This is a genomic window from Brevibacterium ammoniilyticum (assembly GCF_038429965.1).
In the GTDB taxonomy this organism is placed as follows: Bacteria; Actinomycetota; Actinomycetes; order Actinomycetales; family Brevibacteriaceae; genus Brevibacterium; species Brevibacterium ammoniilyticum.
This window is the reverse complement of the sequence record NZ_BAABNP010000010.1, coordinates 124,704-148,607: the sequence shown is the minus strand read 5'-3', so window position 1 is coordinate 148,607 and position 23,904 is coordinate 124,704. Positions and strand designations below refer to the sequence as shown.

At 67.6% G+C, this 23,904-nt stretch carries 19 protein-coding genes and 1 pseudogene; 12 read left to right on the top strand and 8 right to left on the bottom strand.

What is annotated here, in order from left to right:
• Positions 1-39: 39 nt before the first annotated feature.
• On the bottom strand, positions 40-432 hold the full coding sequence (locus AAHA49_RS12975) for a hypothetical protein (RefSeq protein WP_339393296.1): 393 nt from the start codon (positions 430-432) through the stop codon (positions 40-42).
• Positions 433-797: 365 nt separating this feature from the next.
• Between AAHA49_RS12975 and AAHA49_RS12970 the strand changes: the two genes are divergently transcribed.
• The 3 genes from AAHA49_RS12970 (at position 798) to AAHA49_RS12960 (ending at position 5,669) form a co-directional block, all read left to right on the top strand.
• Positions 798-2,006 (top strand): acetyl-CoA C-acetyltransferase, encoded by a 1,209-nt coding sequence (locus tag AAHA49_RS12970; RefSeq protein WP_339393297.1) that lies wholly within the window; start codon positions 798-800, stop codon positions 2,004-2,006.
• Between the two features lie 2 nt (positions 2,007-2,008).
• Positions 2,009-4,171: a 3-hydroxyacyl-CoA dehydrogenase NAD-binding domain-containing protein gene (locus AAHA49_RS12965; protein WP_342038603.1), complete on the top strand. Its 2,163-nt coding sequence runs from the start codon at positions 2,009-2,011 to the stop codon at positions 4,169-4,171.
• 301 nt (positions 4,172-4,472) lie between these two features.
• Complete coding sequence (locus AAHA49_RS12960; RefSeq protein WP_342038602.1) at positions 4,473-5,669, top strand: CBS domain-containing protein; 1,197 nt, start codon at positions 4,473-4,475, stop codon at positions 5,667-5,669.
• Between the two features lie 232 nt (positions 5,670-5,901).
• Here AAHA49_RS12960 and AAHA49_RS12955 read toward each other — a convergent pair whose 3' ends face one another.
• On the bottom strand, positions 5,902-7,047 hold the full coding sequence (locus AAHA49_RS12955; RefSeq protein WP_342038601.1) for a putative glycolipid-binding domain-containing protein: 1,146 nt from the start codon (positions 7,045-7,047) through the stop codon (positions 5,902-5,904).
• 176 nt (positions 7,048-7,223) lie between these two features.
• Here AAHA49_RS12955 and AAHA49_RS12950 point away from each other — a divergent pair, with 176 nt between their 5' ends.
• Positions 7,224-8,144, top strand: a complete 921-nt coding sequence (locus AAHA49_RS12950; RefSeq protein WP_339393301.1) for an NADP-dependent oxidoreductase — start codon at positions 7,224-7,226, stop codon at positions 8,142-8,144.
• Here the strand turns inward: AAHA49_RS12950 and AAHA49_RS12945 are convergent.
• Positions 8,131-8,838, bottom strand: coding sequence for a TetR/AcrR family transcriptional regulator (locus AAHA49_RS12945; protein WP_339393302.1), 708 nt, complete (start codon positions 8,836-8,838; stop codon positions 8,131-8,133). The two genes, AAHA49_RS12950 and AAHA49_RS12945, sit on opposite strands and share 14 nt — an antisense overlap.
• A 124-nt stretch (positions 8,839-8,962) precedes the next feature.
• Between AAHA49_RS12945 and AAHA49_RS12940 the strand changes: the two genes are divergently transcribed.
• From AAHA49_RS12940 to cls, 4 genes are all read left to right on the top strand, one after another.
• Entirely contained in the window at positions 8,963-10,576 is a 1,614-nt protein-coding gene (locus tag AAHA49_RS12940) for a carboxyl transferase domain-containing protein (protein WP_342038600.1), read from the top strand.
• Positions 10,577-10,589: 13 nt separating this feature from the next.
• Positions 10,590-12,629, top strand: a complete 2,040-nt coding sequence (locus AAHA49_RS12935) for an acetyl-CoA carboxylase biotin carboxylase subunit (RefSeq protein ID WP_342038599.1) — start codon at positions 10,590-10,592, stop codon at positions 12,627-12,629.
• Between the two features lie 29 nt (positions 12,630-12,658).
• A complete protein-coding gene (locus AAHA49_RS12930) occupies positions 12,659-13,831 on the top strand; it encodes an acyl-CoA dehydrogenase family protein (protein ID WP_342038598.1) in 1,173 nt (390 codons plus the stop codon).
• 173 nt (positions 13,832-14,004) lie between these two features.
• Positions 14,005-15,477, top strand: a complete 1,473-nt coding sequence (gene cls / locus AAHA49_RS12925) for a cardiolipin synthase (RefSeq protein ID WP_339393306.1) — start codon at positions 14,005-14,007, stop codon at positions 15,475-15,477.
• A 45-nt stretch (positions 15,478-15,522) separates the two neighbouring features.
• Here the strand turns inward: cls and AAHA49_RS12920 are convergent, their stop codons facing one another.
• The 5 genes and pseudogenes from AAHA49_RS12920 to AAHA49_RS12900 form a co-directional block, all read right to left on the bottom strand.
• Positions 15,523-16,887 (bottom strand): DUF2254 family protein, encoded by a 1,365-nt coding sequence (locus AAHA49_RS12920; RefSeq protein ID WP_339393307.1) that lies wholly within the window; start codon positions 16,885-16,887, stop codon positions 15,523-15,525.
• Positions 16,888-17,003: 116 nt separating this feature from the next.
• Positions 17,004-17,825, bottom strand: coding sequence for an HAD-IIA family hydrolase (locus tag AAHA49_RS12915; RefSeq protein ID WP_339393308.1), 822 nt, complete (start codon positions 17,823-17,825; stop codon positions 17,004-17,006).
• Between the two features lie 64 nt (positions 17,826-17,889).
• Positions 17,890-19,319, bottom strand: a pseudogene (locus tag AAHA49_RS12910) (purine-cytosine permease family protein).
• Complete coding sequence (locus AAHA49_RS12905) at positions 19,316-19,489, bottom strand: hypothetical protein (RefSeq protein ID WP_339393311.1); 174 nt, start codon at positions 19,487-19,489, stop codon at positions 19,316-19,318. The pseudogene AAHA49_RS12910 and the gene AAHA49_RS12905 overlap by 4 nt, the downstream one beginning before the upstream one ends.
• 159 nt (positions 19,490-19,648) lie before the next feature.
• On the bottom strand, positions 19,649-20,254 hold the full coding sequence (locus AAHA49_RS12900; RefSeq protein ID WP_339393312.1) for a TetR/AcrR family transcriptional regulator: 606 nt from the start codon (positions 20,252-20,254) through the stop codon (positions 19,649-19,651).
• A 179-nt stretch (positions 20,255-20,433) separates the two neighbouring features.
• Between AAHA49_RS12900 and AAHA49_RS12895 the strand changes: the two genes are divergently transcribed.
• From AAHA49_RS12895 to AAHA49_RS12880, 4 genes are all read left to right on the top strand, one after another.
• The gene (locus AAHA49_RS12895; protein ID WP_339393313.1) at positions 20,434-21,621 is read left to right on the top strand and encodes an MFS transporter; all 1,188 of its coding nucleotides are present in this window, start codon (positions 20,434-20,436) and stop codon (positions 21,619-21,621) included.
• Between the two features lie 109 nt (positions 21,622-21,730).
• Positions 21,731-22,288, top strand: coding sequence for a MaoC family dehydratase (locus AAHA49_RS12890; protein ID WP_339393314.1), 558 nt, complete (start codon positions 21,731-21,733; stop codon positions 22,286-22,288).
• Between the two features lie 8 nt (positions 22,289-22,296).
• A complete protein-coding gene (locus AAHA49_RS12885) occupies positions 22,297-23,100 on the top strand; it encodes an HpcH/HpaI aldolase/citrate lyase family protein (RefSeq protein ID WP_339393315.1) in 804 nt (267 codons plus the stop codon).
• A gap of 38 nt (positions 23,101-23,138) precedes the next feature.
• Positions 23,139-23,804: a peptide deformylase gene (locus AAHA49_RS12880; protein WP_339393316.1), complete on the top strand. Its 666-nt coding sequence runs from the start codon at positions 23,139-23,141 to the stop codon at positions 23,802-23,804.
• The last annotated feature ends 100 nt before the right edge of the window (positions 23,805-23,904 follow it).

Genomic DNA, 23,904 nt, shown 5'->3' with positions numbered 1-23,904 from the left:
GTCGAGAGCTGAGCGTTCAGTGCTGCAGCGCTCAGGCGGTCACTTGCGCTTGGGCGTGAACGAGGTCGAGCATGACCACGTCGTCTTGCCCTTCTTCGCCGTCACCGTGACCTTGACCTTCTTGCCCGGGGTTGCACCCGAGATCCGGTAATTGAGATTCGCGGTGCCCTTCTTCGAGGCGGTTGCGGACTTCTTCGTCTTCGTCGTCTTGTAGTGCGCGGTCGTCGTCACCTTCGCCTTCGATCCGACCTTCGAGACCTTGACCGTCGTGTTCGAGTACTGCTTCGGCTTCGAGTTCGACATCGACACCTTGCACGACTTCGATGCCGCCTCGGCGGGGGCCGCATCGACGACGACGGGACCGGCGAGCAGGCCGGCGGCGAGGACGAGTGCGAGGCCCGGACGCAGGCGGGCAGGGGTGATCACGGACATGATTCTCCTGGAGGATCGAGGGGTGAGGTGACGGCTCGGGAAGTGAGGTCGACTCATCTTAATCACTGCGGCTGTTGTCGCGAAAGTCCCCGGTGAGGGGATCGATCGAGACCTTCGTCACAGCATCCTCGGTGAGTGTCGGGGCCTCGCCGAGGCGGTCGGGCGGGACGGGATTTCGTGGCCGAGTGCGGTGTGTTGACCATCACAGCGAAGCGGTGTTCAATGGGAGCGACAGCATTAGTGAACGATCGATCAGCTTTGGTCGACGTCGTCACGCCGGTCGGCTGTCGCCGTCAGGCACGAGTGACCATCATTGCGGGGACCAGCGAGTGATCGCACGCGTCCCTGAGGACTGTGAGGAACACATGAGCGAAGCGTTCATCTACGACGCAGTGCGCACTCCGCGCGGCAAGAACCGCGGCGGTGCCCTGCACGGCACCAAACCCATCGACCTGGTCGTCGGCCTCATCGACGCCCTGCGCGAACGCAACCCCGACCTCGACGATGCCGCGATCGACGACATCGTCCTGGGCGTCGTCTCCCCGGTCGGTGAGCAGGGGTCGGACATCGCCCGCACCGCAGCCCTGGTCGCCGGTCTCGACGAATCCGTCGCCGGAGTCCAGGTCAACCGGTTCTGCGCCTCGGGCCTCGAAGCCGTCAACCTCGCCGCGCAGAAGGTCGGCAGCGGCTTCGAATCGCTCGTCCTCGCCGGCGGGGTCGAATCGATGTCGCGCATCCCGCTCGGCTCCGACGGCGGCGCCTGGGCGCAGGACCCGACGACGAACTTCGACACGTACTTCGTCCCGCAGGGCATCGGCGCCGACCTCATCGCCACCACCGAAGGCTTCACCCGGGCCGATGTCGACGCCTATGCCGCCGAATCCCAGCGAAGGGCCGCCGAGGCGTGGGAGGACGGCCGCTTCGACGACTCCGTCATCCCGGTCAAGGACCTCAACGGCGTGACGATCCTCGACCGCGACGAGCACATGCGTCCCGGCTCGACCGTCGAATCGCTGGCCCAGCTGCCGCCCGCGTTCGCCAAGCTCGCCGCCCAGACCGGCTTCGACGATGTCGCCCTGCAGAAGTACCACTGGGTCGAGGAGATCGACCACGTGCACACGGCGGCGAACTCCTCGGGCATCGTCGACGGCGCCGCTCTCGTCGTCATCGGCGACAAGGAGGTCGGCGAGCGGATGGGCATGACCCCGCGCGCCCGCATCGTCGCCACCGCCGTCGTCGGCTCCGAACCGACGATCATGCTCACCGGGCCCACTCCGGCCACGCAGAAGGTCCTCGACAAGGCCGGACTCACCGTCGACGACATCGACCTCTTCGAACTCAACGAGGCCTTCGCCGCCGTCGTCCTCAAATGGATGAAGGATCTCGACATTCCGCACGAGAAGGTCAACGTCAACGGGGGAGCGATCGCCATGGGCCACCCCCTCGGAGCGACCGGTGCGATGATCCTCGGCACCGTCCTCGACGAACTCGAACGCCGCGACCTCCAGCGCGGCCTGGTCACCCTGTGCATCGGCGCAGGCATGGGCATCGCGACGATCATCGAAAGGGTCTGAACATGACTGACGCGCTCTACTCCCGCACCACCGATGCCGACGGCATCGTCACGATCGTCCTCGACGATCCGGACTCCTCGGTCAACACGATGAACGAGCACTTCGAGGCGGCTCTGACCGAGACCGTCGACTGGCTCGAGGCCAACGTCGACGACATCACCGGCGTGATCATCACCTCGGCGAAGAAGACGTTCTTCGCCGGCGGCGACCTCGACAAGCTGCGGCGGGCGGACCCGAACAACTCCGAGGCCGAGACCGCGCAGGTCGAAGCCGTCAAGGCTCTGCTGCGTCGCTTGGAGAAGCTCGGCAAGCCCGTCGTCGCCGCGATGAACGGTGCGGCCCTCGGCGGCGGCCTCGAGATCGCGCTCGCCACCCACCACCGGATCGCCGCTGACGACGTGAAATCCGCGCGCTTCGGTCTGCCCGAGGTCACCCTCGGCCTGCTGCCCGGCGGCGGCGGAGTCTCCAGGGTCGTGCGGATAATCGGCCTCCAGGCCGCCCTGCAGAAGGTCATCCTCCCGGGCACGAAGTTCACCGCAGCCGACGCCCAGTCCATCGGCCTCATCGATGAGCTCGCCCCCGCCGCCGAACTCGAGGACCGGGCGAAGGCGTGGATCAAGGCCAACCCCGAGGCGGTCCAGCCGTGGGACGTCAAGGGCTTCAAGATCCCCGGCGGAGCCCCGAGCTCACCGAAGATCGCTGCGATGCTGCCCGCTCTGCCGTCCACCCTGCGTCGCCAGACGAAGGGCGCGCCGATGCCGGCACCGCGCGCGGCCATGGCTGCCGCCGTCGAAGGCGCGCTCGTCGACATCGACACCGCCCTGACCGTCGAGACCCGCTACTTCGTCAGCCTCACCCACACGGCGGTGGCGAAGAACATGATCAAGGCGTTCTTCTTCGACCTCGGACACATCAACTCCGGCGGCTCACGGCCCGACGGGTACGCACCGCGGCCGGTGACGAAGCTCGGCGTCCTCGGCGCCGGGATGATGGGGGCCGCGATCGCCTACACGGCGGCCCGAGCCGGCATCGAGGTCGTCCTCAAGGACGTCGAACTCGCCGCCGCGGAGAAGGGCAAGGACTACGCTCGCAAGCGCGAGGAATCCGCCCTGGCCAAGGGTAAGACCACTCAGGAGAAGTCCGAGGCCGTGCTCGCCCGCATCCACCCGAGCGCCTCGGTCGAGGACTTCGCCGGCGTCGACTTCGTCGTCGAAGCCGTCTTCGAGTCCGTGCCCGTAAAGCAGCAGGTCTTCGGCGAGATCCAGGGCGTCGTCGACGCCGATGCGGTGCTCGGCTCGAACACCTCGACCCTGCCGATCACGGAACTGGCCACCGGCGTCGACCGCCAAGCCGACTTCATCGGCGTCCACTTCTTCTCACCCGCGGACAAGATGCCGCTCGTCGAGATCATCCGGGGAGAGAAGACCTCGGACGAGACGCTGGCCCGGACCTTCGACTTCGTCCAGCAGATCAGGAAGACCCCGATCGTCGTCACCGACTCACGCGGATTCTTCACCTCCCGAGTCATCGGGACCTTCATCGCCGAGGCGGTCGCCGCCGTCGGTGAAGGAGTCGAACCCTCCAGCGTCGAGCAGGCGGCCCTCCAGGCCGGGTATCCGACAGGTGCCCTGCAGCTCCTCGACGAACTCACACTGACCCTGTCTCAGAAGATTCGCCAGGAGACGCGGGCGGCCGTAGAGGCCGCCGGCGGCACGTGGGACGAACACCCCTCCGAGGCGGTCATCGACTGGATGGTCGAGCAGGGGCGGACCGGGCGCAAGGACGGTGCCGGCTTCTACGAGTACGACGAGGCGGGAAAGCGCACGCACCTGTGGCCGGGAGTGCGCGAGCACTTCGACTCCGGGTCGACGTCGGAGCCGTTCGCCGACCTCCAGGAGCGGATGCTCTTCGCCGAGGCGATCGAGACGATCAAATGCCTCGACGAGGGGGTACTCACCTCGGTGCCGGACGCCAACATCGGGTCGATCTACGGCATCGGGTTCCCCGCGTGGACCGGTGGCGTCCTCCAGTACGTCAACCAGTACGAGGGCGGCCTGGCCGGGTTCGTCGAGCGCGCGAACGAGCTCGCCGCGACCTACGGGGAGCGCTTCACCCCGCCTGCCTCGCTCGTCGAACGGGCGAAGACCGGCGAGACGTACGAGTGAGCTGACGCTCGCGCTGCTCGAACGGAGGCTCGGACGAAGCGATTCGTCCGGGCCTCCGCCGTGCACTGGCCCGGGGTCAGGCCGGACGGTCGCCCGCCGACCTGCGAGTGCTCAGACGGTTCGACGTCCGGGCCCCTCTGTGGGACTGTGATCCTTGTCCTCACTCGTACCAATTGACGTTCAAAGCGGGGCCGCGTGCCTGACGACCAGTAGCGGCCCATTTGACCCGAGATTTCTATGACTCTTGCTGTTAACATCAAGGCTACAGAAGCTACTCTTCTAGTCGTGAAAAGAGAACAGTATGAGCTCCGACCGTCAGCAAGAGCACGAGCAAGCCGGAACCGGTGGGGACGAAATTCCGGGTGACGAGTATCTGAGTGACGAGCCAGGAGATGAACTGGATGAGTTTCTCGATTCAGACGATAGAAGTCGCAAGTTCTTGACGACCTATGTACTCGAGTGCTTTGGTAGGGAGCGGCGAGGAGCTGCGGTCAATAGGCACATCAACGAGTGGCTGGTCACCCACTCGCTCGAAATGTTTCCTTCAATCGCGGACGCCGATTATTACGGAGAAGTGCTGGTTCGCAAGTTGTCCGACGAGAGCGATGCTGCGGACGAAGGTGATAAGGAGCAGCGAACCCAGCGCGCAGAAGCTTCGCTTCCAGGAGACGACGGATGGGTGCTCTCATCGCTCAAAGACGATGCGGAAGAACTCGATTTCCTGCAGCATGGGGCCACCGTCGAGGATGCTGTCACGTTGATGAAGGAGAAGAATCGGACCAAACTCCCGCTCTTCTTTTCCGAGAACGATAGGTCGACGCTCATAGGGACTGTCACTCTCTCGTCGCTTACCTTCGAGCAAACCGATGCTACTTCGAAACTGGTGGAAAAAGCTACGGTTCGGGTTCCGGTTGTGGGAACAGACGAGAAGCTCTTTGACTGGATCCCGTCCATACTGAGCCATGGATTCATCTATGGGAAGAATCAATCCGGCGAGATCGTGCAGATTTACACCATCTACGACGTTGCAACCCATCTGAATACGATCGCAGCCATGTTCCTCCGCGCAAACGAAATAGAGGAATTGCTTAGACAGATTCTTTCACGGGTTCCAGATCCAGAGTTGAAGCGGGCGCGATCGAATGCAAAAAATTTGAAGTCAATCCCTCTGGATCAGGAAGGGAAGAAGTTTCTTGCTGATAGCGACTTGTCTTCAAGCGGGGAGCCTGACGTCGTTCAGCGTTTAGTGGACTCCATGATGTTTGCTGATTATATGAAGTGCATTGGTGACCGTGAAATTTGGGAGAAATTCTTTACTAGTCCTCAATTGATGGGAGCTTCGAAGGAGTCGTGTATTAGGAGTCTGAACGATGCTCGCCTGGCCAGGAACTCGGTGATGCATTTCAAACGTGAGAATTCAATTGAGAAATTGATTCCCTCGTTCGAGGCCCTTGCGGTGTGGCTGAGGAAGGTCGCAAAACACGCTTCAGCAAGCTGAAGGATTGCATGCAAGTCAAACGCAGTGGACTTTAGCTGAGCTTCCGTCGCGCAAGCCGCAGTCGTCGAGGCACGGCTCTGCAAGCTCCCCAGGAGTCGCTGACCTGGCGCGACGTCGGGGGCGACGTGCGGGTGAGCTGACGTCAGCGATTCGGTTAGCTTTAGACAGCGCCCATAGACCGGATGCCCGGACGACGCGAATCTTTCGGGCCTCCGGCATGCTCGATCCAGGGTCAGACCGGCCGGTCGACCGCAGTGCGTTCGGCCAGTTGCGGGTAGTCGATGACGAGGCCGTCCTCGTCGACGGTGAGCTCGGCGGTGAAGTCCCTGGTCCCGCTTGTGTACCGGACGTAGTCGGCGTCGATGCCCGTATAGATCTGCGGGCCGGCGATGACCTCGAGCGAGGGCATGTCGATCCACGCCATGGTCAGCGAGTGCTCGGCGGCAGTGTCCGTCTGCACGCCGAGGCGCCTGATCGGCATCGTGTTCGTCAGCGGACACATCCCGAGATCGCAGTCGAGTGCCTCGTCGAGAGCGTCGGCGTCAACGATTCCGGGTCGGGGCAACGAGGTCGGCGGCGCTCCGCGCTCGTGCGTCGCACTGGTCCACCGACCGGTGTCGGAGTCGCGGTTGAGGATGAGCGTGCGCGCCCAGCCGCGGCCCTGGACGGCGACCGCGACCGTCCTCGTGATCCACCCGTCGCGTGCATCGACCGTCCACGCAGCCGCGTAGTCGTCGGTGATCTGACGACCGAAGGCGCGCAGTCCGTCATCGAGGCGGACATCAGCCGAGTCACGACGGGTCGGGTCGTCGACACCCGCCCAGGAGACCTGGCGTGAACGGGCATCAGCGGCACCCGCCTCGAACGCGAGCAGCGGCTGGTCGTAGTACTTCGTCGTCTCCCCGAGCGCGGTCATGCCGATGCGTCGGCACACCGCCTGCGAGGCGACGTTCTCCGCGTCGACGACGGCGATGACCCGGTCGAGGCCGCTCGCCAGACAGGCGGCGAGGATGAGTTCCCCTGCCTCGGTGGCATAGCCGCGACCGCCGAAGTCGAGATGGAAGCGCCAGCCGATCTCGACCTCCTCGCCCGACTCGCCGGCGCTGTAGGGAATCGGTTTGGCGATGACCGCACCGATGGGTGTGCCGTCGTGGAGGGTCACGCACCACCGTCCACGAGCGTGGCCGCTCATCTTCTGCGCCGCGGCGATCCAGACCTGGGCATCCTCGGTTCCCGACATCACGGCTGAGGGAATGAAGCGGGCGATGCCGGGATGCGCGTGGAGTCCGAGGACGAACTCGACATCATCGTCGTCGAAGCGACGGAGGATGAGGCGGTCGCTGACGTACTCGGGCGGGGGAGCGACGTGGGAGGCCATGGCACGAGGCTACGCCAGGTCACTGACACGACCTCGGTGTGAAGGAGCCGATCGGTGATCTCAATCGCGGGCCGCGCGATCGGAATAGCGGGTGGGCCGGGGACGTTGTGCGTCGCGTGGACGCACAACACGGTGCGGCCCGACATCTCACTCCACACCCTGCCTGAGGAGACACCATGCGCGCAGCCGTCTACGATCGGTTCACGAACGACTTCGACGACATCACGGTCCGCGAGATCGAGGACCCGAAGGTGCCCCCGGCGTCCGTCCTCATCGAGGTCAAGGCCGCCGGCGTCAATCCCGTCGACTGGAAGCTCGTCGGCGGCGGGCTCGATAAGTTCCTGCCCACCCAGTTCCCCGTCATCCCGGGCTGGGACGTCGCCGGCACCGTCATCGGCCTCGGCTTCGACACCCCTGAATTCGCGATCGGCGACGAGGTCGTCGCCTACGCCCGCAAGGACGTGCTCGGCGGCGGCACCTTCGCCGAGAAGGTCGCCGTCCCCGTCCACGCCGTGACGAAGAAGCCCGCGGGACTGACCTGGGAGCAGGCCGGCGGTCTGCCCTTGGCCGGCAATACCGCTCTGCGCACCCTCGACGCCCTCGGCGACCTCGACGGGAAGACCCTGCTCATCCACGGCGCCGCCGGCGGGGTCGGCAGCATGGCCGTGCAGATCGCCAAGGCCGCCGGTGCGCGCGTCATCGGCACCGCCTCCGAACGCAACCATCACTACCTGCGCGGCCTCGGCGCCGAACCGATCACGTACGGCGACGGCCTGGTCGAGCGCGTCCGCGAACTCGCCGGCGGTCCCGTCGACGCCGTCGCCGACTTCGTCGGGGGCCAGCTCGAAACTACGCTCGCCGTCCTCGCCGAGACCGGCCCCCACGCCTCGATCGCCGACCCCACCGTGACCGAGCACGGCGGCCGCTACATCTGGGTCCGCCCCGATGGGGCGACGACGGCGCGGCTGACCGAGCTCGTCGACGCGGGTAAGCTCACCGTCGACGTCGACCAGATCTTCCCCCTCGCCGAGGTGGCCGACGCCTTCCGCTCGAGCGCTGAGGGTCACACCCGGGGCAAGCTCGTCATCGTCCCCTGAGGTCGTCGACCTCCGCCGGGAGCCCCAGCGCCGCCGCGGCGGCGGCCCGCAGCTCCCGGCGGACCACCTCGGCGGCGGATCCCCTCGCCTGATACGGCGTCGAATTCATCATCCCGAACGCCGCATGCACCCGCACCGTCGCGGCCTCGAGACTCCACTGCGGGTGCACGAGCACGGCGACCTGCGCCCACCGGCTGACGTACGCCCGCTGCAGTCTGCGCACAGCCCGCCGCGAGGCCTCAGGCAGGGCCGCGAAGTCACGGTCCTGAATGCGGATGAGGTCGGGCTCGGCCATCGCGAACGCGATGTGGAAGTCGATGAGCGCGCTCAGCGTTGAGTCCGCGTCGGCGGGAGACAGGTGGGTCGGGCTCACCTCGGCGGGGGAGTCGTTCGACTGCGTCACGGACGCGCCTCCGCCGACCTCCGCGTCGCCGCCGACCTCCGCGTCGCCGACGATCTCCGCGCCCCCTGACTGCAGGTACTCCGAGATCCCGACGAGCAGCTCCTCGAGCACCGCCTCCTTCGAGGAGAAATGCCGGTAGACCGCAGGCGCGGAGATGCCTGCCCCCTTCGCAAGGTCGTCGAGTCGGACACCGTGGAAGCCGTGCCGAGCGAAGAGCGTCTTCGCGACCTCGAGCAGCTGCTCGCGCCGGGCGGCCTTCGCCTCGGCGCGCGTCGACGTCGTCACTGCCATCCTCGCTCCTCCCTGCCGTCTGCCTCGGTGCAGTCTGCGTGGGCGTTGTCACATCCGCCCTGTGGGCAGTATCATAGCAGTCAGTTAACGACGATTAACTGAATCTGCAGCAAGGGGACATGGAATGAGAGCAGTGGGAACTGCGGTCGATCCGGCGAAGGGCCAGGCCAACGCCGAGGCGCACGCCGCACTCATCGCCGAACTCCGGGAGCGCATCGGCGCCACCGCCCAGGGCGGTTCGGAGAAGGCCAGGCAGAAGCACCTCGACCGCGGCAAGCTGCTGCCCCGCGACCGCGTCGAAGCCCTCCTCGACCCGGGCTCCCCGTTCATCGAACTCTCCCCGCTGGCCGCGAACGGCATGTACGGCGACGCCAGCCCGGGCGCCGGGATCATCACCGGCATCGGCCGGGTCTCCGGCCGCGAATGCGTCATCGTCGCCAACGACGCGACCGTCAAGGGCGGCACCTACTATCCGATGACGGTGAAGAAGCACCTGCGGGCGCAGGAGATCGCGAAGGACAACCGACTCCCGTGCATCTACCTCGTCGACTCGGGCGGGGCGAACCTGCCCAACCAGGACGAGGTCTTCCCCGACCGCGAGCACTTCGGGCGGATCTTCTACAACCAGGCCACCCTGTCTGCCGCAGGCATCCCGCAGCTCGCCGCCGTCCTCGGCTCCTCGACCGCCGGCGGCGCCTACGTGCCGGCGATGGCCGATGAGACGATCATCGTCTCCGAACAGGGCACGATCTTCCTCGGCGGCCCACCCCTGGTCAAGGCCGCGACCGGTGAGGTCGTCAGCGCCGAGGACCTCGGCGGCGGTGCCCTGCACTCCCGCACCTCGGGCGTCACCGACCACCTCGCCGCCAACGACTCCCACGCGCTGGAGATCATGCGCGACATCGTCACCACCCTCGGCCCGCAGCCGGCCCCTAACTGGGACGTCATCGAGTCGGAGGAGCCGCTGCACTCCCCGGACGAGCTCACCGCGGTCGTGCCCGTCGACTCGAAGGTCCCCTACGACGTCCACGAGGTCATCGCCCGCCTCGTCGACGGATCGAAGTTCCACGAATTCAAGGCCGAATACGGCACGAGCCTCGTCACCGGGTTCGCGCACATCGACGGCCATCCGGTCGGAATCATCGCGAACAACGGCATCCTCTTCGGCGAATCTGCGCAGAAGGGTGCACACTTCATCGAACTCTGCGACCAGCGCACGATCCCGCTCGTCTTCCTCCAGAACATCTCCGGCTTCATGGTCGGCCGCGACTACGAAGCCGGCGGCATCGCCAAGCACGGGGCGAAGATGGTCAACGCCGTGGCCACCGCGCGCGTGCCGAAGTTCACCGTCGTCATCGGCGGGTCCTTCGGCGCCGGCAACTACTCGATGTGCGGCCGCGCGTACTCACCGCGCTTCCTGTGGATGTGGCCCAACGCCCGCATCTCCGTCATGGGCGGCGAACAGGCCGCGAGCGTGCTCTCGACCGTCAAACGCGACCAGCTCGAAGCCCACGGCGAGACGTGGTCGGCCGAGGCCGAGGACGAGTTCAAGCAGCCCATCCGCGACCAGTACGAAGCCCAGGGCAACCCGTACTACTCGACCGCCCGGCTCTGGGACGACGGGATCATCGAACCCGCCGACACCCGAGAGATCCTCGCCCTCGCCCTTGACCTCGGCCGCTTCTCGCCCCTGGCCCGGCCGCTCAATGCCGACGGCTACGGCGTCTTCCGAATGTGAGCCGGAGACCACTATGACAGCACTGTTCGACACCATCCTCATCGCCAACCGCGGCGAGATCGCCCTGCGCGTCATCCGCACCGCGAAGCGCCTGGGCATCCGCACCGTCGCCGTCTACTCCGACGCCGACGCCCACGCAGCGCACGTGAAAGCCGCCGACACGGCCGTGCGCCTCGGCCCAGCCCAGGCGAGCGAGTCCTACCTCGACATCGACAAGGTCATCGCCGCCGCGAAGGCGACCGGCGCGCAGGCCATCCACCCCGGCTACGGGTTCCTCTCCGAGAACGCCGACTTCTCCGCCGCGTGCGAAGCCGCCGGCATCGTCTTCCTCGGCCCCCGCCCCGAGGCGATCCGGACGATGGGCGACAAGATCACCGCGAAGCAGGCCGTCTCCGCCCGCGGAGTCCCGCTCGTGCCCGGCACGAAGGACGCCGCGATGAGCGATGCGGACCTCATCGCCGCCGCCGAGGACATCGGCTACCCCGTCCTCATCAAACCCTCGGCAGGCGGCGGCGGCAAAGGCATGCACGCCGTGTTCGAGCCCGCCGACCTCCCGGCAGCGCTCACAACCGCCCGCCGCGAGGCCGCGAACTCCTTCGGCGACGACACGCTCTTCCTCGAACGCCTCGTCGCCACCCCGCGCCACATCGAAGTCCAGGTCATGGCCGATGAGCACGGCAACGTCATCCACTTAGGCGAACGCGAGTGCTCCCTCCAGCGCCGCCACCAGAAGGTCATCGAGGAAGCCCCCTCGGCCCTCCTCGACGAGGCGACCCGGGAACGGATCGGGCAGGCGGCGATCGAGACCGCGCGCTCGGTGGGCTACCGGGGCGCCGGCACCGTCGAATTCATCGTCGGCGCCGACCGCCCCGACGAGTTCTTCTTCATGGAGATGAACACCCGCCTCCAGGTCGAACACCCCGTCACCGAGGAGGTCACCGGGGTCGACCTCGTCGAACTCCAGCTGCGCGTCGGCGCCGGCGAAGAGCTGCCGCTGAGCCAGGACGACATCACCCTGAGCGGCCACTCGATCGAGGCCCGCATCTACGCCGAGGATCCCGCCCGCGGGTTCCTGCCCACCGGTGGTCGCGCGATCGACGTCGTCTTCCCGACCGGGGAGGGCATCCGCGTCGACGCCGGCCTCGAGGCCGGACAGCAGGTCGCCTCCGACTACGACCCGATGATCGCCAAGCTCATCGCCACGGGCCCCGACCGGGCCACCGCCCTCGACCGGCTCGAGGCCGCACTCGCCGCCTCCGCGGTGCCGGGGATCGTGACGAACATCGACTTCCTCCGCACCCTCATCACCCTGCCCGAGGTGGCCGCCGGTGACCTCGACACCTCGCTCATCGACCGCCTCGGCGAGGATGAGCTCGCGCACACGGCAACCGAGGTCGACCGGCAGTTCGCTGCCGCCGCGGTCCTCTGCACCCAGGGCAGGGCGGGCACCGAGACGACGGGGGCGCTGACCGCGGAGGCGCTCGCCGGCTCCGGCACCGCCTCGGCATGGGCAAAACCCCGCGCCTTCCGCACCTCCCGTCCCGACTTCCGGCCCACGGTCTCCCTCACCGTCGACGGGGAGACGGTGGAGGTGACCGGCACGGTCGACGACGTCGACATCGACGACCACGGGATCTGGCACGTCACCACCGACGGCACCCAGCACACCGGCCGGATCTTCTCCGACGCCCGGGACCGGACGATCTGGGTGACCGGGGAGCGCGGCATCCACGTCTTCACCCGACCCCAGGCCGACACCTCGCTCACCCCGGGAGACGGCGGCGCCGAGGTGCTCGCCCCCATGCCCGGATCCGTCGTCGAGATCCGCGTCGAGACCGGCGACCACGTCGAGGCCGGTGACCCCATCGTCGTCGTCGAGGCGATGAAGATGGAGCACGTGCTCACCGCACCGGCCGCCGGCACAGTCACGATCAGCGCCGTCCCCGGAGCCCAGGTGGCGCTCGACGAGGTGCTCGCCACCGTCGTCGACGACACCACCGCCGACGGTGCTGTCGACGACACCGAGGCCGCCCCCGAGAACACCGACCGATGACCCCCGCATCAGAGACCAAGGAGACGACCATGAGCACTTTCGTTCCGGGCATGCTGCCCGAAGAGTACGAGGACCTGCGCGCCGGAGTCGCGAAGTTCGCCGACGAAGAGGTCGCGCCCGTCAGCGCCGAACTCGACGCGAAGCACGAATTCCCCTACGACCTCGTGGCCAAGATGGGCCAGATGGGCCTCTTCGGGCTGCCCTTCGACGAGGAGTACGGCGGCATGGGCGGAGACTACTTCGCCCTGTGCCTGGCCATCGAGGAGATCGCCCGGGTCAACCAGTCCCTGGCCATCACGCTCGAAGCCGGCGTCTCCCTCGGCGCGATGCCGATCTACCGGTTCGGCACCGAAGAGCAGAAGCGCCAGTGGCTGCCGAAGCTCACCGACGCCTCCGGGCTCGCCGCCTTCGGACTCACCGAACCCGAAGCCGGCTCCGACGCCGGCGGCACCCGGACGAAGGCGACGCTGTCCGACGGCACATGGACGATCAACGGCTCGAAGTCGTTCATCACGAACTCCGGCACCGACATCACCCGCCTCGTCACCGCCACCGCCGTGACCGGGACGAAGACCTCGAAGTCCGGCCGTGAGGTGCCGGAGATCTCGACGATCATCATCCCCGCCGGCACCCCCGGCTTCACCGCCGAACCGGCGTATGACAAGGTCGGCTGGAACTCCTCGGACACCCACCCGCTCACCTTCGACAACGTGCAGGTTCCCGAGGAGAACCTGCTCGGCGAGCGCGGCCGCGGGTACGCGAACTTCCTGCGCATCCTCGACGAAGGACGCATCGCGGTGGCCGCACTGTCTGTCGGCGCCGCCCAGGGCTGCGTCGACGAATCGGTCAAGTACGCCAAGGACCGGAAGGCGTTCGGCCACCCGATCGCCGACTTCCAGGGCATCGCGTTCAAGATCGCCCGCATGGAGGCCCGCGTCGTCGCCGCCCGCTCCGCGTACTACCTCGCCGCCTCCCGCATGCTCGCGGGCCTGCCGTTCAAGAAGGAAGCGGCGATCGCGAAGATGGTCGCCGGCGATGCCGCGATGGACAACGCCCGCGACGCCACACAGATCCACGGCGGCTACGGCTTCATGAACGAATACCTCGTCGCCCGCCACTACCGCGACTCGAAGATCCTCGAGATCGGCGAAGGCACCACCGAGGTCCAGCTCATGCTCATCGCCCGCGAACTCGGGCTCTGAGGTCCGTGAGCGAATCAGTGACCCAGAGGTGACGTGAGCGTCTGACGAAGCCGTCCGTCCCACCCCATCCGCCCGCCGAGGCGGTCCCGACCCTCCGTACGAGAGGTCGGGACCGCCTCGGCGGGCGTTTCTGCGGTTAATGTTGACCTCAACCTAGGGAGCGGAGGCCGTGGATGGACCCCATCAACTGGACGACGGTGCTGTCGGTGACCTGGATCGTCATCGAATACATCGTCAAGATCATCGCGATCGGCGTGGTGCCGGAGAACCGGCGCCCATCGTCGTCATCGGCATGGCTGCTGCTCATCCTCTTCCTGCCCATCGTCGGCATCCCGCTCTTCCTCCTCATCGGCTCCCCGTACATCAACCGTCGGCGGGCCCGGATCCAGGCGATGGCGAACGAGCTCATGCACAAGGGCGCCGACGACCTGCCTGATGTCCCGCCCACGCTCGAGGCTCCGCACGACTTCGATCTCATCGCCGAACTCGGGCGCAACCTCACCGCCCTGCCCATGGTCACCGGCACCAACCACGGCATCACGATGGACTACGACAGGACGATCGAGCGGATGGCCGAACTCGTCGACGGGGCGCAGAAGTACGTCCACGTGCAGATCTACATCATGGCCTGGGACGACACGACCGATGTGTTCTTCGAAGCGCTCAAGCGGGCGGCCGCCCGTGGGGTGACGGTGAGGGTCCTCTACGACCACATCGGGTCCAGGAAGTACCCGGGATTCCACACGCTGGGCAAGCGGCTGACGGCCGCGGGAATCCAATGGCACCTCATGCTCCCGTTCATCCCCTGGCAGGGCAAGGCCCGCCGAATCGATCTGCGCAACCACCGCAAACTCCTCGTCGTCGACGGCAACCGGGCGATGATGGGGTCGCAGAACATGATCGACTCGACGTACGACATGAAGGAGAACATCAAGGTCGGGCGGCACTGGCACGACATCATGGTCGAGGTCAGCGGGGAGATCGTCGCCTCGATCGAAGCGGTCTTCGCCACCGACTGGTACTCCGAATGCGGGGAGGAGCTGGGCATCCGCGACTACGTGTGGGAGAAGACGATCCCCGAGATCAGGGGAGACGTGTGCGGGATGCAGCTCGTGCCCTCGGGCCCCGGGTTCACCACCGAACCGAACCTCAAGGTCTTCAACTCCCTGTTCTACCTCGCGCAGAAGAAGCTCTCGATCGTCAGCCCCTACTTCATCCCCGACGAATCGCTGCTCTCCGCCATCAACACCGCCTCCTACCGGGGCGTCGACGTCGAACTCTTCGTCAGCGAAGAGGCTGACCAGTACGTCGTCGGCCGCGCTCAGGCCTCGTACTATCAGGCGCTGCTCGAAGCGGGGGTGCGCATCTACCTCTATCCGAAGCCCGCGGTGCTCCACACGAAGTGCTTCGTCGTCGACGGCGAGTACGGGGTCATGGGCTCGTCGAACATGGACATGCGCTCGTTCGGACTCAACTACGAGATCAGCCTGCTCACCACCGGCGGGGACCTCGTCGACGACATCTCGGCCGTCATCGACGACTACCGGGAGAAGAGCCACGAACTCACCATCGAGGAATGGGAGAAGCGGCCGTGGACGCGCAAGTACATGGAGTCGGCGATGCGTCTGATGTCGGCGCTCGCGTAGAGGCCGCTGCCGCCCGGGAGCGGCGCAGGCTGGAGGCCGGTCCTCTCAGTTGAGTTCGGCGCCGCCGATGCCCTCGGGGTCGGCGACGACGGCGAGGCGCCGGTCGAACGGGTCGGTCCACCAGCGGTCGGTGCCGCGGTCGAGGACGGCCATGCGCTCGCTCAGCGCCGTCTGCTGGGAGGGCGGGCAGACCTCGGAGAGAGCGGTGAGGAACGCTCGCAGCCGCCGTTGGATCTGCACCGAGGTGGTCCCGAACTGTCGGATCTCGTCGACGGCCGCGGCCACGTATTCCTCCCAGCTGCGCGTCCAATCGCGGAGCACGGAGTCCTCGGGGTGACCGGCGAGCTCACGCTCCTGCTCGGCGACGAGCGGGGAGAGGCGGATGAGGATGACCTCGAGCTGGTCGAGGGCCTGCACGGCGCGACTGGGGTCGTTGACGGCGGGGGAGAGCGCCTTGAGGGCGATGTCGGAGATCGTGCGGATCGCCCCGAAGGGCCCGGTCGCCGCCGACTGCATGTCCCCGAAGGCCACCGCCTTCTCCAGCTTCTCCACCTGCTTGGGGTCCAGGGCGATGCTCGTCCGGAACAGCAGAGTGCCCACGGGCACGGGGTCGCCGACCTTCGGGACGAGTTCGATCGTCACGCCCCATGCGTCCTCGAAGTCGAGCAGGCGGGCCGTGTTGACCGCGAGGAGGGCGTCCCCGCTGGCATCGGGGCGCTGCCTGCGGACCCGGTGGCCGTCGGGCACCGAACGCTGGGAGACGGCGACGGCATCGGTGTGGAACCGCCTCGGCGAGTAGCGGGTGGCCCTCCACCCGTCACGGGTGAGCTGCCGCAGCAGGACTCCGGAGTTGAGGAGCTGGCAGACCCGGACGACGAAGGCGAAGAACATCACCGCGCACGCCAGGGTGACGGCCACGGCTGCCAGGGTGCCCGTCCACGGTTTGTAACTGTCCTCGCCGAGGGCGATGCTCAGCGCGATGAGCAGCGAGTACGCGAAGGTCGCGACGAACGATCCGAGCGCCCATTGGACGACGCGGTCGCTCTGCAGCAGGGGTGCCAGGCGCACCGACATCGACGTGATGCCCAGGCTCATCGCCGTGGTCAGTGCGGTGAAGGCCAGACCGGCGAGGGTGACCATGGCCCCGGAGATGATCCCGAGGAGGGAGGCGACGCTGCCGGAGTCGAGATCCGGGTACGGGGCGAAGACGTTCGCCAGGCCGCGGTCGACGAACGGTGTGAGCAGGCCGACGACGACGGCGATGATGAGGAGCCGGAACGGCAGACCCCACATCGTCGTCGGTCGGATGTGGCGGAGCATTCGCCGCCATTCCCGGCGGACCGTGACGCTCTCCCTCTTCGACGGGTGCGCGCCGGTCGATCCGTCCGGGTTCGTCCGGGCCTGCGGCATCGGAGGCCTCCTTCGTTCGTCACCACGCGAGCCTGAAGTGGTGCGAGTCTATCGCTGCTTCGGGGCGGTCGAGGGCCGGCGTGGCGGGTGCCGGCTCAGTCCTCCCGCTCAGCGGCTCACGCGGAGCCGGTGACGTCGGCGCCGAGGCTGTTCTGCGTCTCGAGCGGGACATCGAGGAGTTCGTAGACCCCGTCGAGGATCTCGTCGGGACGGAACGGGTAGCGGCGGACATCCTCGGCGGTGGAGATCCCCGAGAGGACGAGCACGGTGTGCATACCCGCCTCCATGCCTGCGATGATGTCGGTGTCCATGCGGTCGCCGATCATCGCGGTGCTGATCGAATGCGCACCGATCTTGTTCAGCGCCGACCGGAACATCATCGGATTGGGTTTGCCGACGACGTAGGGTTCGCGGTTCGTCGCCTTCGTGATCAGTGCCGCGATCGCGCCGGTGGCCGGCAGCACCCCTTCGGGACTCGGGCCGGTGGCGTCGGGGTTGGTGACGATGAAGCGGGAGCCCGCGTCGATGAGGCGGATCGCCTTCGTGATCGCCTCGAACGAGTAGTTGTGGGTCTCGCCGACGACGACGAAGTCGGGGTCGCGTTCGGTCATGATGAACCCGGCCTCGTGGATGGCCGTCGTCAGTCCCGCCTCGCCGACGACGTAGGCCGTGCCGTGTTCGACCTGGTGGGAGAGGAAGTCCGCGGTGGCCATCGCCGAGGTCCAGATGTTCGCCTCGGGCACGTCGAGGCCGTTCGAACGCAGCCGCGCGGAGAGGTCGCGGGCGGTGTAGATCGAATTGTTCGTGAGCACGAGGAACGGGATGCCGTCCCGCCGCCACTGGGCCAGCAGTTCCGCTGCACCCGGCAGGGCGTTGTTCTCCCTGACCAGGACGCCGTCCATGTCGGTCAGCCAGCAGTCGATCGATTCGCGATCCATGTCTCTCCTCGAGCTCGTCCGGGGCGGTAGCGCCTGCCTCCCAGCCTAGTCGGGAATGGCCCCATCAGTCGCGCACCGAGGTGAATCCTCCCTGACCACGGGGAATCGTCACCGCTTTCGTCAGCACGAAGTAGAGGAGACCGGCCACGGCCATCGACGGCAGGGACGCGGTGAGCCAGCGGAACGCCTCGGCGGGGACATAGTCGACAGGGTTGAGCAGGAGGGCGTAGACGAGGGCCCCGGCGGCCATCGAGACGAAGGCGACGAGGTTGAACCCGCCGGTGAAGTGGTACGGGGAACCGGGTCGGTTGTCGTACATCGCGCGGACGTCGAAGCGCTGGCGTCGGAGGACGAAGAAGTCGACGAGCTGGATCGCGCACAGCGGGCCGAGGACGATCGCACCCCAGGAGACGAATCGGCCGTAGTTGTTGTACGTGACGTCGGGGAAGAAGACGAGGACGACGGAGGGGATGAGGATCAGCGCACCGAGGACCGGCCACGGCAGTCGGCGTCCGAGGTTGCCGGTGCCGCCGCGCACGGCGACGAGGGCCGCATAGCCCTGCGCGACGATCGAGGTGATGTTGGCGAAGCCGACGAAGACCAGGGCGAGGCCGCCGAGGACGAAGCCGCCGAGGGGGATCATCCACTGCGTCGGATCGTCGGAGCCGAGTGCGAGGGCGGAGAACGCTCCGACGACCGCGGCGATGACGGAGGCGAGGAAGAGGCCGATCATGTTCGGCCAGTAGGCGGCACGGGAGCTCCTCGTCAGTCGGGCGAGGTTGCCGACATTGGGCCACCAGGCGAGGCCGCCGGCGATGTTGAGCTCGATCGCGAGCATGAACGCCATCTGCTTGTCGACGTCCGCGGCCAGGGGCGGCAGGGTCAGCAGTTCGGTCCAGCCGACCTGGGTGAAGATGAGCACGAGCATGACGAGGGTGACGACGACGAGGCCGGGGGCGACGATCTTGTTGACCGTCTCGATCGATGTCGGGCCGCGCATGAGGATGATCCACGAGACGACGACGGCAGTGAGCCCCATGAGCTTGACGGTGAGGCTGTCGGTGGCGAAATTCGTGCCGAAGAGCGCATTCCACACATTGGCGAAGGCGTGCCCGCACATGATCGCGAGCACAGCCGCCCAGGCCGCGGCGAGCAGAGCTGAGAGGACGAGCATGATCACCCGCCCGCGGTGCCGAACGCGGCGCGGAGGGAGACGAACTGTTCGATGCCGTAGCGGACGGCGGGAATGCACGGGGCCAGGGCGACGAGGACGATCGAGATCCCGTATCCGATGACGATGCTCGCCACGGCCTCCTTCGCCCCGACGTAGTAGGCGACGGCGCCGCCCTGGAGGAACGCCCACGTCGCGATCGCGAGGCCGATGTTCGCGGCCGAGAAGTCCCAGAAGCTCCAGATCCGATCCTTCTTCAGCAGCGGCAGGTCGCTCGTCGAACCGGCATCGGTCAGGGCGGTGCGCTGGAAGCGGCGGCTCACAGGAAGCACCAGGCCAGGAGGGCGAGCGAGAGGACGGCGAGCACGGCGAGGGTGATGCCGAGGTCGCGCCACGGCAGCGGGTCGAGCACCCCCTCCTCGCTGGCGGGATCCTCGTAGAGGTCGAGGCGGCGGTCGAGTTCGGAGCGGAAGTCGCTGTCCATCATCGGCATGGTCTCCTTTGACCGGGTTCGGTGGCCGCGCTGTCGGTCCGGCGACCGCGAGGGTCGGGGAACGAGGCGCTGGCGCGACTCTATACCGTCTGGACGGTTACGGGGAAGGGGGTGTCACGGGATGACACACGAGGGGACACACGAGAGACGGTGCCGGACTCAGTCGGACGCCCGGTCCTCGCCGAGGAGGTCCTCGACCATGGCGCGGGCTGCGACCAGGCGGTGATCGTCGTCGTCGATGCCACGGTGGACGACGGCGCCCTCGAGGAGGAGGAAGACGTGCTCGGCCAGGGCCGCATGGTCGGTGGTGGGTGCAGCGTCCTCGGACAGGAGCTCGCCGAGGAGGTCGACGACGGCCTGCTTGTGAGCGCGGACGACGGCGCGTCCCGGATGCTCGGCCGGAAGTTCCGCGGCGGCGTTGACGAAGGCGCAGCCGCGCTCGGTCGACGCGGAGTCGAGAGTGTAGGAGTCGAAGACCGCAAGCACCCTCTCCTGAGCGCTCGCACCGGTGGGAAGGTCGGCCAGCCTCGCCTCGAGGCGCTCCCACCATTCGCCGTGCCTGACCTGGAGGTAGGCCGCGGCCAGGGCATCCTTCGACCCGAAGCGGTCGTAGAGGGTCCGCTTCGTCAGACCCGACTCCTCGGCGATCGTGTCGACGCCGACGGCATGGATGCCGTGGGAGTAGAAGAGTCGGGCCGCCGTGTCGAGGATGCGCCTGGCGCCGTCCGTGAGCGGCGGGGGAGTGAGAAGACTCGCTGTCGTCATCGCCCGCTCCTCTCGCTCTATGCCGATGGCCGTCCTGTGGCCTCGGCAACACACTTTACAGATCAGTGTACCTCGTTGCACACTGATTCACAGATCTGTGAAGTTGAGTGACGGCCCGTCCGAGGCCGGGCGGGCGGGGCAGTCCGCCACCGGCTGTGCCGTCAGGGAGGGGATGAGCGATGACCGCGAACAGCACGACATTCCTCAGCCGCCGACGCACCCTGTCGCTGACCGCGGCGGGCCTCAGCCTCATCGCCGTCTGCTACGGACTGGCCCGATTCGCGTACGGCATGTTCCTGCCCTCCTTCCGCGCCGAGTTCGGTCTCGATGCCCAGCTCGCCGGAGCCATCGCCTCCGGCTCGTACGTCGCCTACTGTGCGGCGATCGTCGTCTCCACGATCCTCACGCCCCGCCTCGGCGCTCGCCGCGTCGCCGCCAGTGCCGGTGTCATCGCCACGCTCGGCATTGTGATCGTCGCCCTGGCGCCGAATGCGATCGTCCTCGCGGCAGGTGTCCTCATCGCCGGCTCGAGCACCGGGGTCGCCTCCCCGCCGCTCGCCCATGCTGTCGCCCGTGCCGTGAGAGCCCCCGTTCGCGGCCGCACGCAGACGATCATCAACGCAGGCACCGGCGCCGGCGTCGCCCTTGCCGGACCGGTTGCGCTGCTCACCGTCGATCAATGGCGACTGGCCTGGCTCGCGTTCGCGATCATCGCTTCGGCAGTCACTGTCTGGGCCTCGCGTGCGGTGCCGCGCGAAGGATCAGGAGAGCCGTCCGCTGACCATGAGCCGACCCGGCAGCGGACCGTCCTCCCACAGCCGGTGCTGCGACCTGGCAGTGCCCGACTCATCGCGGCCGCCACACTCATGGGGCTCGGCAGCTCAGCGGTGTGGACGTTCGGTCGCGACCTCCTCGGCGGGACGGGCGGAATCGGTCCGACCGCCTCGGCGATCGCCTGGATCCTCCTGGGAGCCTGCGGCCTCCTCGGCGCGGTCACCGGAGACGCTGTGAGCCGGGCGGGGCTGGCTCGGGCATGGGCCGTGTCCATGATCGGCCTCGCGGCCGCCACCCTCGTCCTCGCTCTCATGCCCGGCAGCGTCGTCGTGGCATGGACGGCGGCCGCCGTCTTCGGCGCCGTCTACATCGTGCTCACCGGCCTCCTGCTCCTCTGGGGCGCACAGATCTGGGCCGACGCACCCGCCGCCGGGGTCGGACTCGGATTCCTCGTCCTCGCTCTCGGTCAGGCTCTCGGTGCCCCGCTCGTCGGTGCCCTCATCACGCAGGCCGGACCGGTCCCGGCGTTCTCCGTCGCCGCCGGCTGCGCCGTTCTCGGCGCGTTCGTCCTCCCGCGGCGGTCCCGAGCCTGACTATGCCGAGCCTGACGACTCTGAGTCGTCGGCCCGGATCTCCCACCGGGCGTCGGCCGTGTCATGGGCGAACGGTAAGGTGAACACCATCACAGCGAAGGAGCGAGGAATGGCAGAGAGCAAGGTCGTCGAGCAGCGCGGACTGTGGCTCGATGAGATGGAAGTCGGCACCGTGTACAAGCATGCGCCGGGCCGGACCATCACCGAGGCGGACAACACGTGGTTCACGGCGGTGACGATGAACACCCAGGCCCTCCACCTCGACGCCGCCTTCGCCGAGACCGAGCCCTTCGGCCAGCGCCTCGTCAACTCGATGTTCACCCTCGCCACCCTCATCGGCCTCTCCGTCTCCCAGCTCACGCAGGGCACGATCGTCGGCAACCTCGGCTTCTCCGAGGTCAGCTTCCCGGCCCCGCTCTTCCACGGCGACACCCTCTACGCGGAGACGACGATCCTCGACAAGCGCGCCTCGAAGTCGCGTCCCGGGCAGGGCATCGTCACCCTCGAGCACCGCGGATACAACCAGAACGGTCAGCTCGTGGCCAAGGCCGTGCGGCAGACGATGATGTTCGACTCCAGCCATGCGAAGCCGACCCCCGCCGAGGCGACCCCCGAAACCGCCCCGACCGTGCCGTCCGAGACCGCGCCGTCCGAGACGGGAGAGTGAGGCGACCCATGGCCCTCGACTTCGCCCCCGCGTGGCTCTTCGTCCCCGGTGACCGTCCCGATCGGTTCCAGAAGGCAGCCGAACGCTCCGACATCGTCATCCTCGACCTCGAGGACGCCGTCAACGACGCCGACAAAGCCGATGCCCGCGAAGCGATCATCGACTACCCGCTCGACCCCACCCGCACCGTCGTCCGGGTCAACGCCCGCGACTCCGACCACCTCGGCGAGGATCTGCGGATGCTCGCGCGGACCGACTACACGACGGTCATGCTGTCGAAGTCCGAATCCGCCTCCGACCTCACGATCCTCTCCGGCTTCGACGTCATCGCGCTCATCGAGACCGCGCGGGGGGCGCTCGGCGCCGCCGAGATCGCCGCAGCGACCAACGTGTACGGGCTCATGTGGGGATCGGAGGATCTCATCGCCGACCTCGGCGGGGGTTCCTCCCGCCGCGCCGACGGGTCGTGGAGGGATGTCGTCTCCCACGTCCGCAGCTCGACGCTGCTCGCCGCCCGCGCCCACGGCAAGCATGCCCTCGACTCGATCTGGGCCGACATCCCCGACCTCGACGGCCTGCGCGAGGAAGCCGAGGACGCCGTCGAATCCGGGTTCAGCGGCAAGGTCTCCATCCACCCCAACCACGTGCCCGTCGTCCGCGAGGCCTTCCGCCCCAGCGACGACCAGCTGGCGTGGGCGCGCGCCGTCCTCGACCTCGCCGCCACCGAGAAGGGCGCGTTCGCCTTTGAGGGGAAGATGATCGACGCACCGCTGCTCAAGCACGCCGAACTCATCGTCGCCCGCGCCCGCTGACCGACCCCACCAGGAGACCCCACCACGAGGAGTTCGACGTGCACCTCACCGACGCAGTCGTCGCCGCCCAGATCGACGACGTCCTCACCAGGGCCGATGCCCATGACGGCGTCGCCCCGATCGTCTCGGCCGGAGATCCGATCCTCCGCACCCCGGTGCTGCCATTCTCCGGTCAGGTCGACGACGCAACCCTGACCCGCCTCGCCGAGGTGATGGCCCGGACGATGCGCGCAGCACCCGGAGTGGGTCTCGCCGGCCCCCAGGTGGGTGTCGGTCTCTCGATCTTCGTCGCCGAGGACCCCGCGGCCGTGAGATCCGAGATCGCGACCGTCCGCGAACGTGAGCCCCTGCCGCTGCGCACCGTGCTCAATGCCGAGTACACCCCGGCGACCGGCGAGCACGTCGCCTTCTTCGAAGGGTGCCTGTCGATCCCCGGCTACCAGGCCGTCGTCGCCCGCCCCCGGACGATCGAACTGCGCGGGGCCGCCCTCGACGGCACGCCCATCGCCGAGGAGGTCACCGGCTGGTCGGCGCGCATCGTCGCCCACGAGACCGACCACCTCGGCGGCATCCTCTTCCTCGACAAGGCGGAGATGCGCTCACTGTCGACGCATGCCTCCGTCGCGAGACTGTGGAACGAGCCTTCGACCCAGCGGGCGGCGGCCGAACTCGGGTTCACCCTGCCCAGCGGGCCGCTGCTCTGACCGCGGCGGGCACGCCTGCCCGGTTCGGGCCGGCCGGAGCGGTTCGGGCACGCAAGAGCGGCGGGCGACTCACACGCGCGCTTCAGGTGCGCATGATTCG

Bases quoted from the DNA above. Each gene is read 5' to 3' on its own strand.
- AAHA49_RS12955 (WP_342038601.1), bottom strand. From the start codon at position 7,047: ATGGCCTCCCACGTCGCTCCCCCGCCCGAGTACGTCAGCGACCGCCTC.
- AAHA49_RS12885 (WP_339393315.1), top strand. From the start codon at position 22,297: ATGGCCCTCGACTTCGCCCCCGCGTGGCTCTTCGTCCCCGGTGACCGT.
- AAHA49_RS12960 (WP_342038602.1), top strand. From the start codon at position 4,473: ATGAGCTCCGACCGTCAGCAAGAGCACGAGCAAGCCGGAACCGGTGGG.
- AAHA49_RS12945 (WP_339393302.1), bottom strand. From the start codon at position 8,838: ATGGCAGTGACGACGTCGACGCGCGCCGAGGCGAAGGCCGCCCGGCGC.
- AAHA49_RS12940 (WP_342038600.1), top strand. From the start codon at position 8,963: ATGAGAGCAGTGGGAACTGCGGTCGATCCGGCGAAGGGCCAGGCCAAC.
- AAHA49_RS12905 (WP_339393311.1), bottom strand. From the start codon at position 19,489: ATGCCGATGATGGACAGCGACTTCCGCTCCGAACTCGACCGCCGCCTC.
- AAHA49_RS12915 (WP_339393308.1), bottom strand. From the start codon at position 17,825: ATGGATCGCGAATCGATCGACTGCTGGCTGACCGACATGGACGGCGTC.
- AAHA49_RS12975 (WP_339393296.1), bottom strand. From the start codon at position 432: ATGTCCGTGATCACCCCTGCCCGCCTGCGTCCGGGCCTCGCACTCGTC.
- AAHA49_RS12895 (WP_339393313.1), top strand. From the start codon at position 20,434: ATGACCGCGAACAGCACGACATTCCTCAGCCGCCGACGCACCCTGTCG.
- AAHA49_RS12965 (WP_342038603.1), top strand. From the start codon at position 2,009: ATGACTGACGCGCTCTACTCCCGCACCACCGATGCCGACGGCATCGTC.
- cls (WP_339393306.1), top strand. From the start codon at position 14,005: ATGGACCCCATCAACTGGACGACGGTGCTGTCGGTGACCTGGATCGTC.
- AAHA49_RS12900 (WP_339393312.1), bottom strand. From the start codon at position 20,254: ATGACGACAGCGAGTCTTCTCACTCCCCCGCCGCTCACGGACGGCGCC.
- AAHA49_RS12970 (WP_339393297.1), top strand. From the start codon at position 798: ATGAGCGAAGCGTTCATCTACGACGCAGTGCGCACTCCGCGCGGCAAG.
- AAHA49_RS12930 (WP_342038598.1), top strand. From the start codon at position 12,659: ATGAGCACTTTCGTTCCGGGCATGCTGCCCGAAGAGTACGAGGACCTG.
- AAHA49_RS12920 (WP_339393307.1), bottom strand. From the start codon at position 16,887: ATGCCGCAGGCCCGGACGAACCCGGACGGATCGACCGGCGCGCACCCG.
- AAHA49_RS12935 (WP_342038599.1), top strand. From the start codon at position 10,590: ATGACAGCACTGTTCGACACCATCCTCATCGCCAACCGCGGCGAGATC.
- AAHA49_RS12950 (WP_339393301.1), top strand. From the start codon at position 7,224: ATGCGCGCAGCCGTCTACGATCGGTTCACGAACGACTTCGACGACATC.
- AAHA49_RS12890 (WP_339393314.1), top strand. From the start codon at position 21,731: ATGGCAGAGAGCAAGGTCGTCGAGCAGCGCGGACTGTGGCTCGATGAG.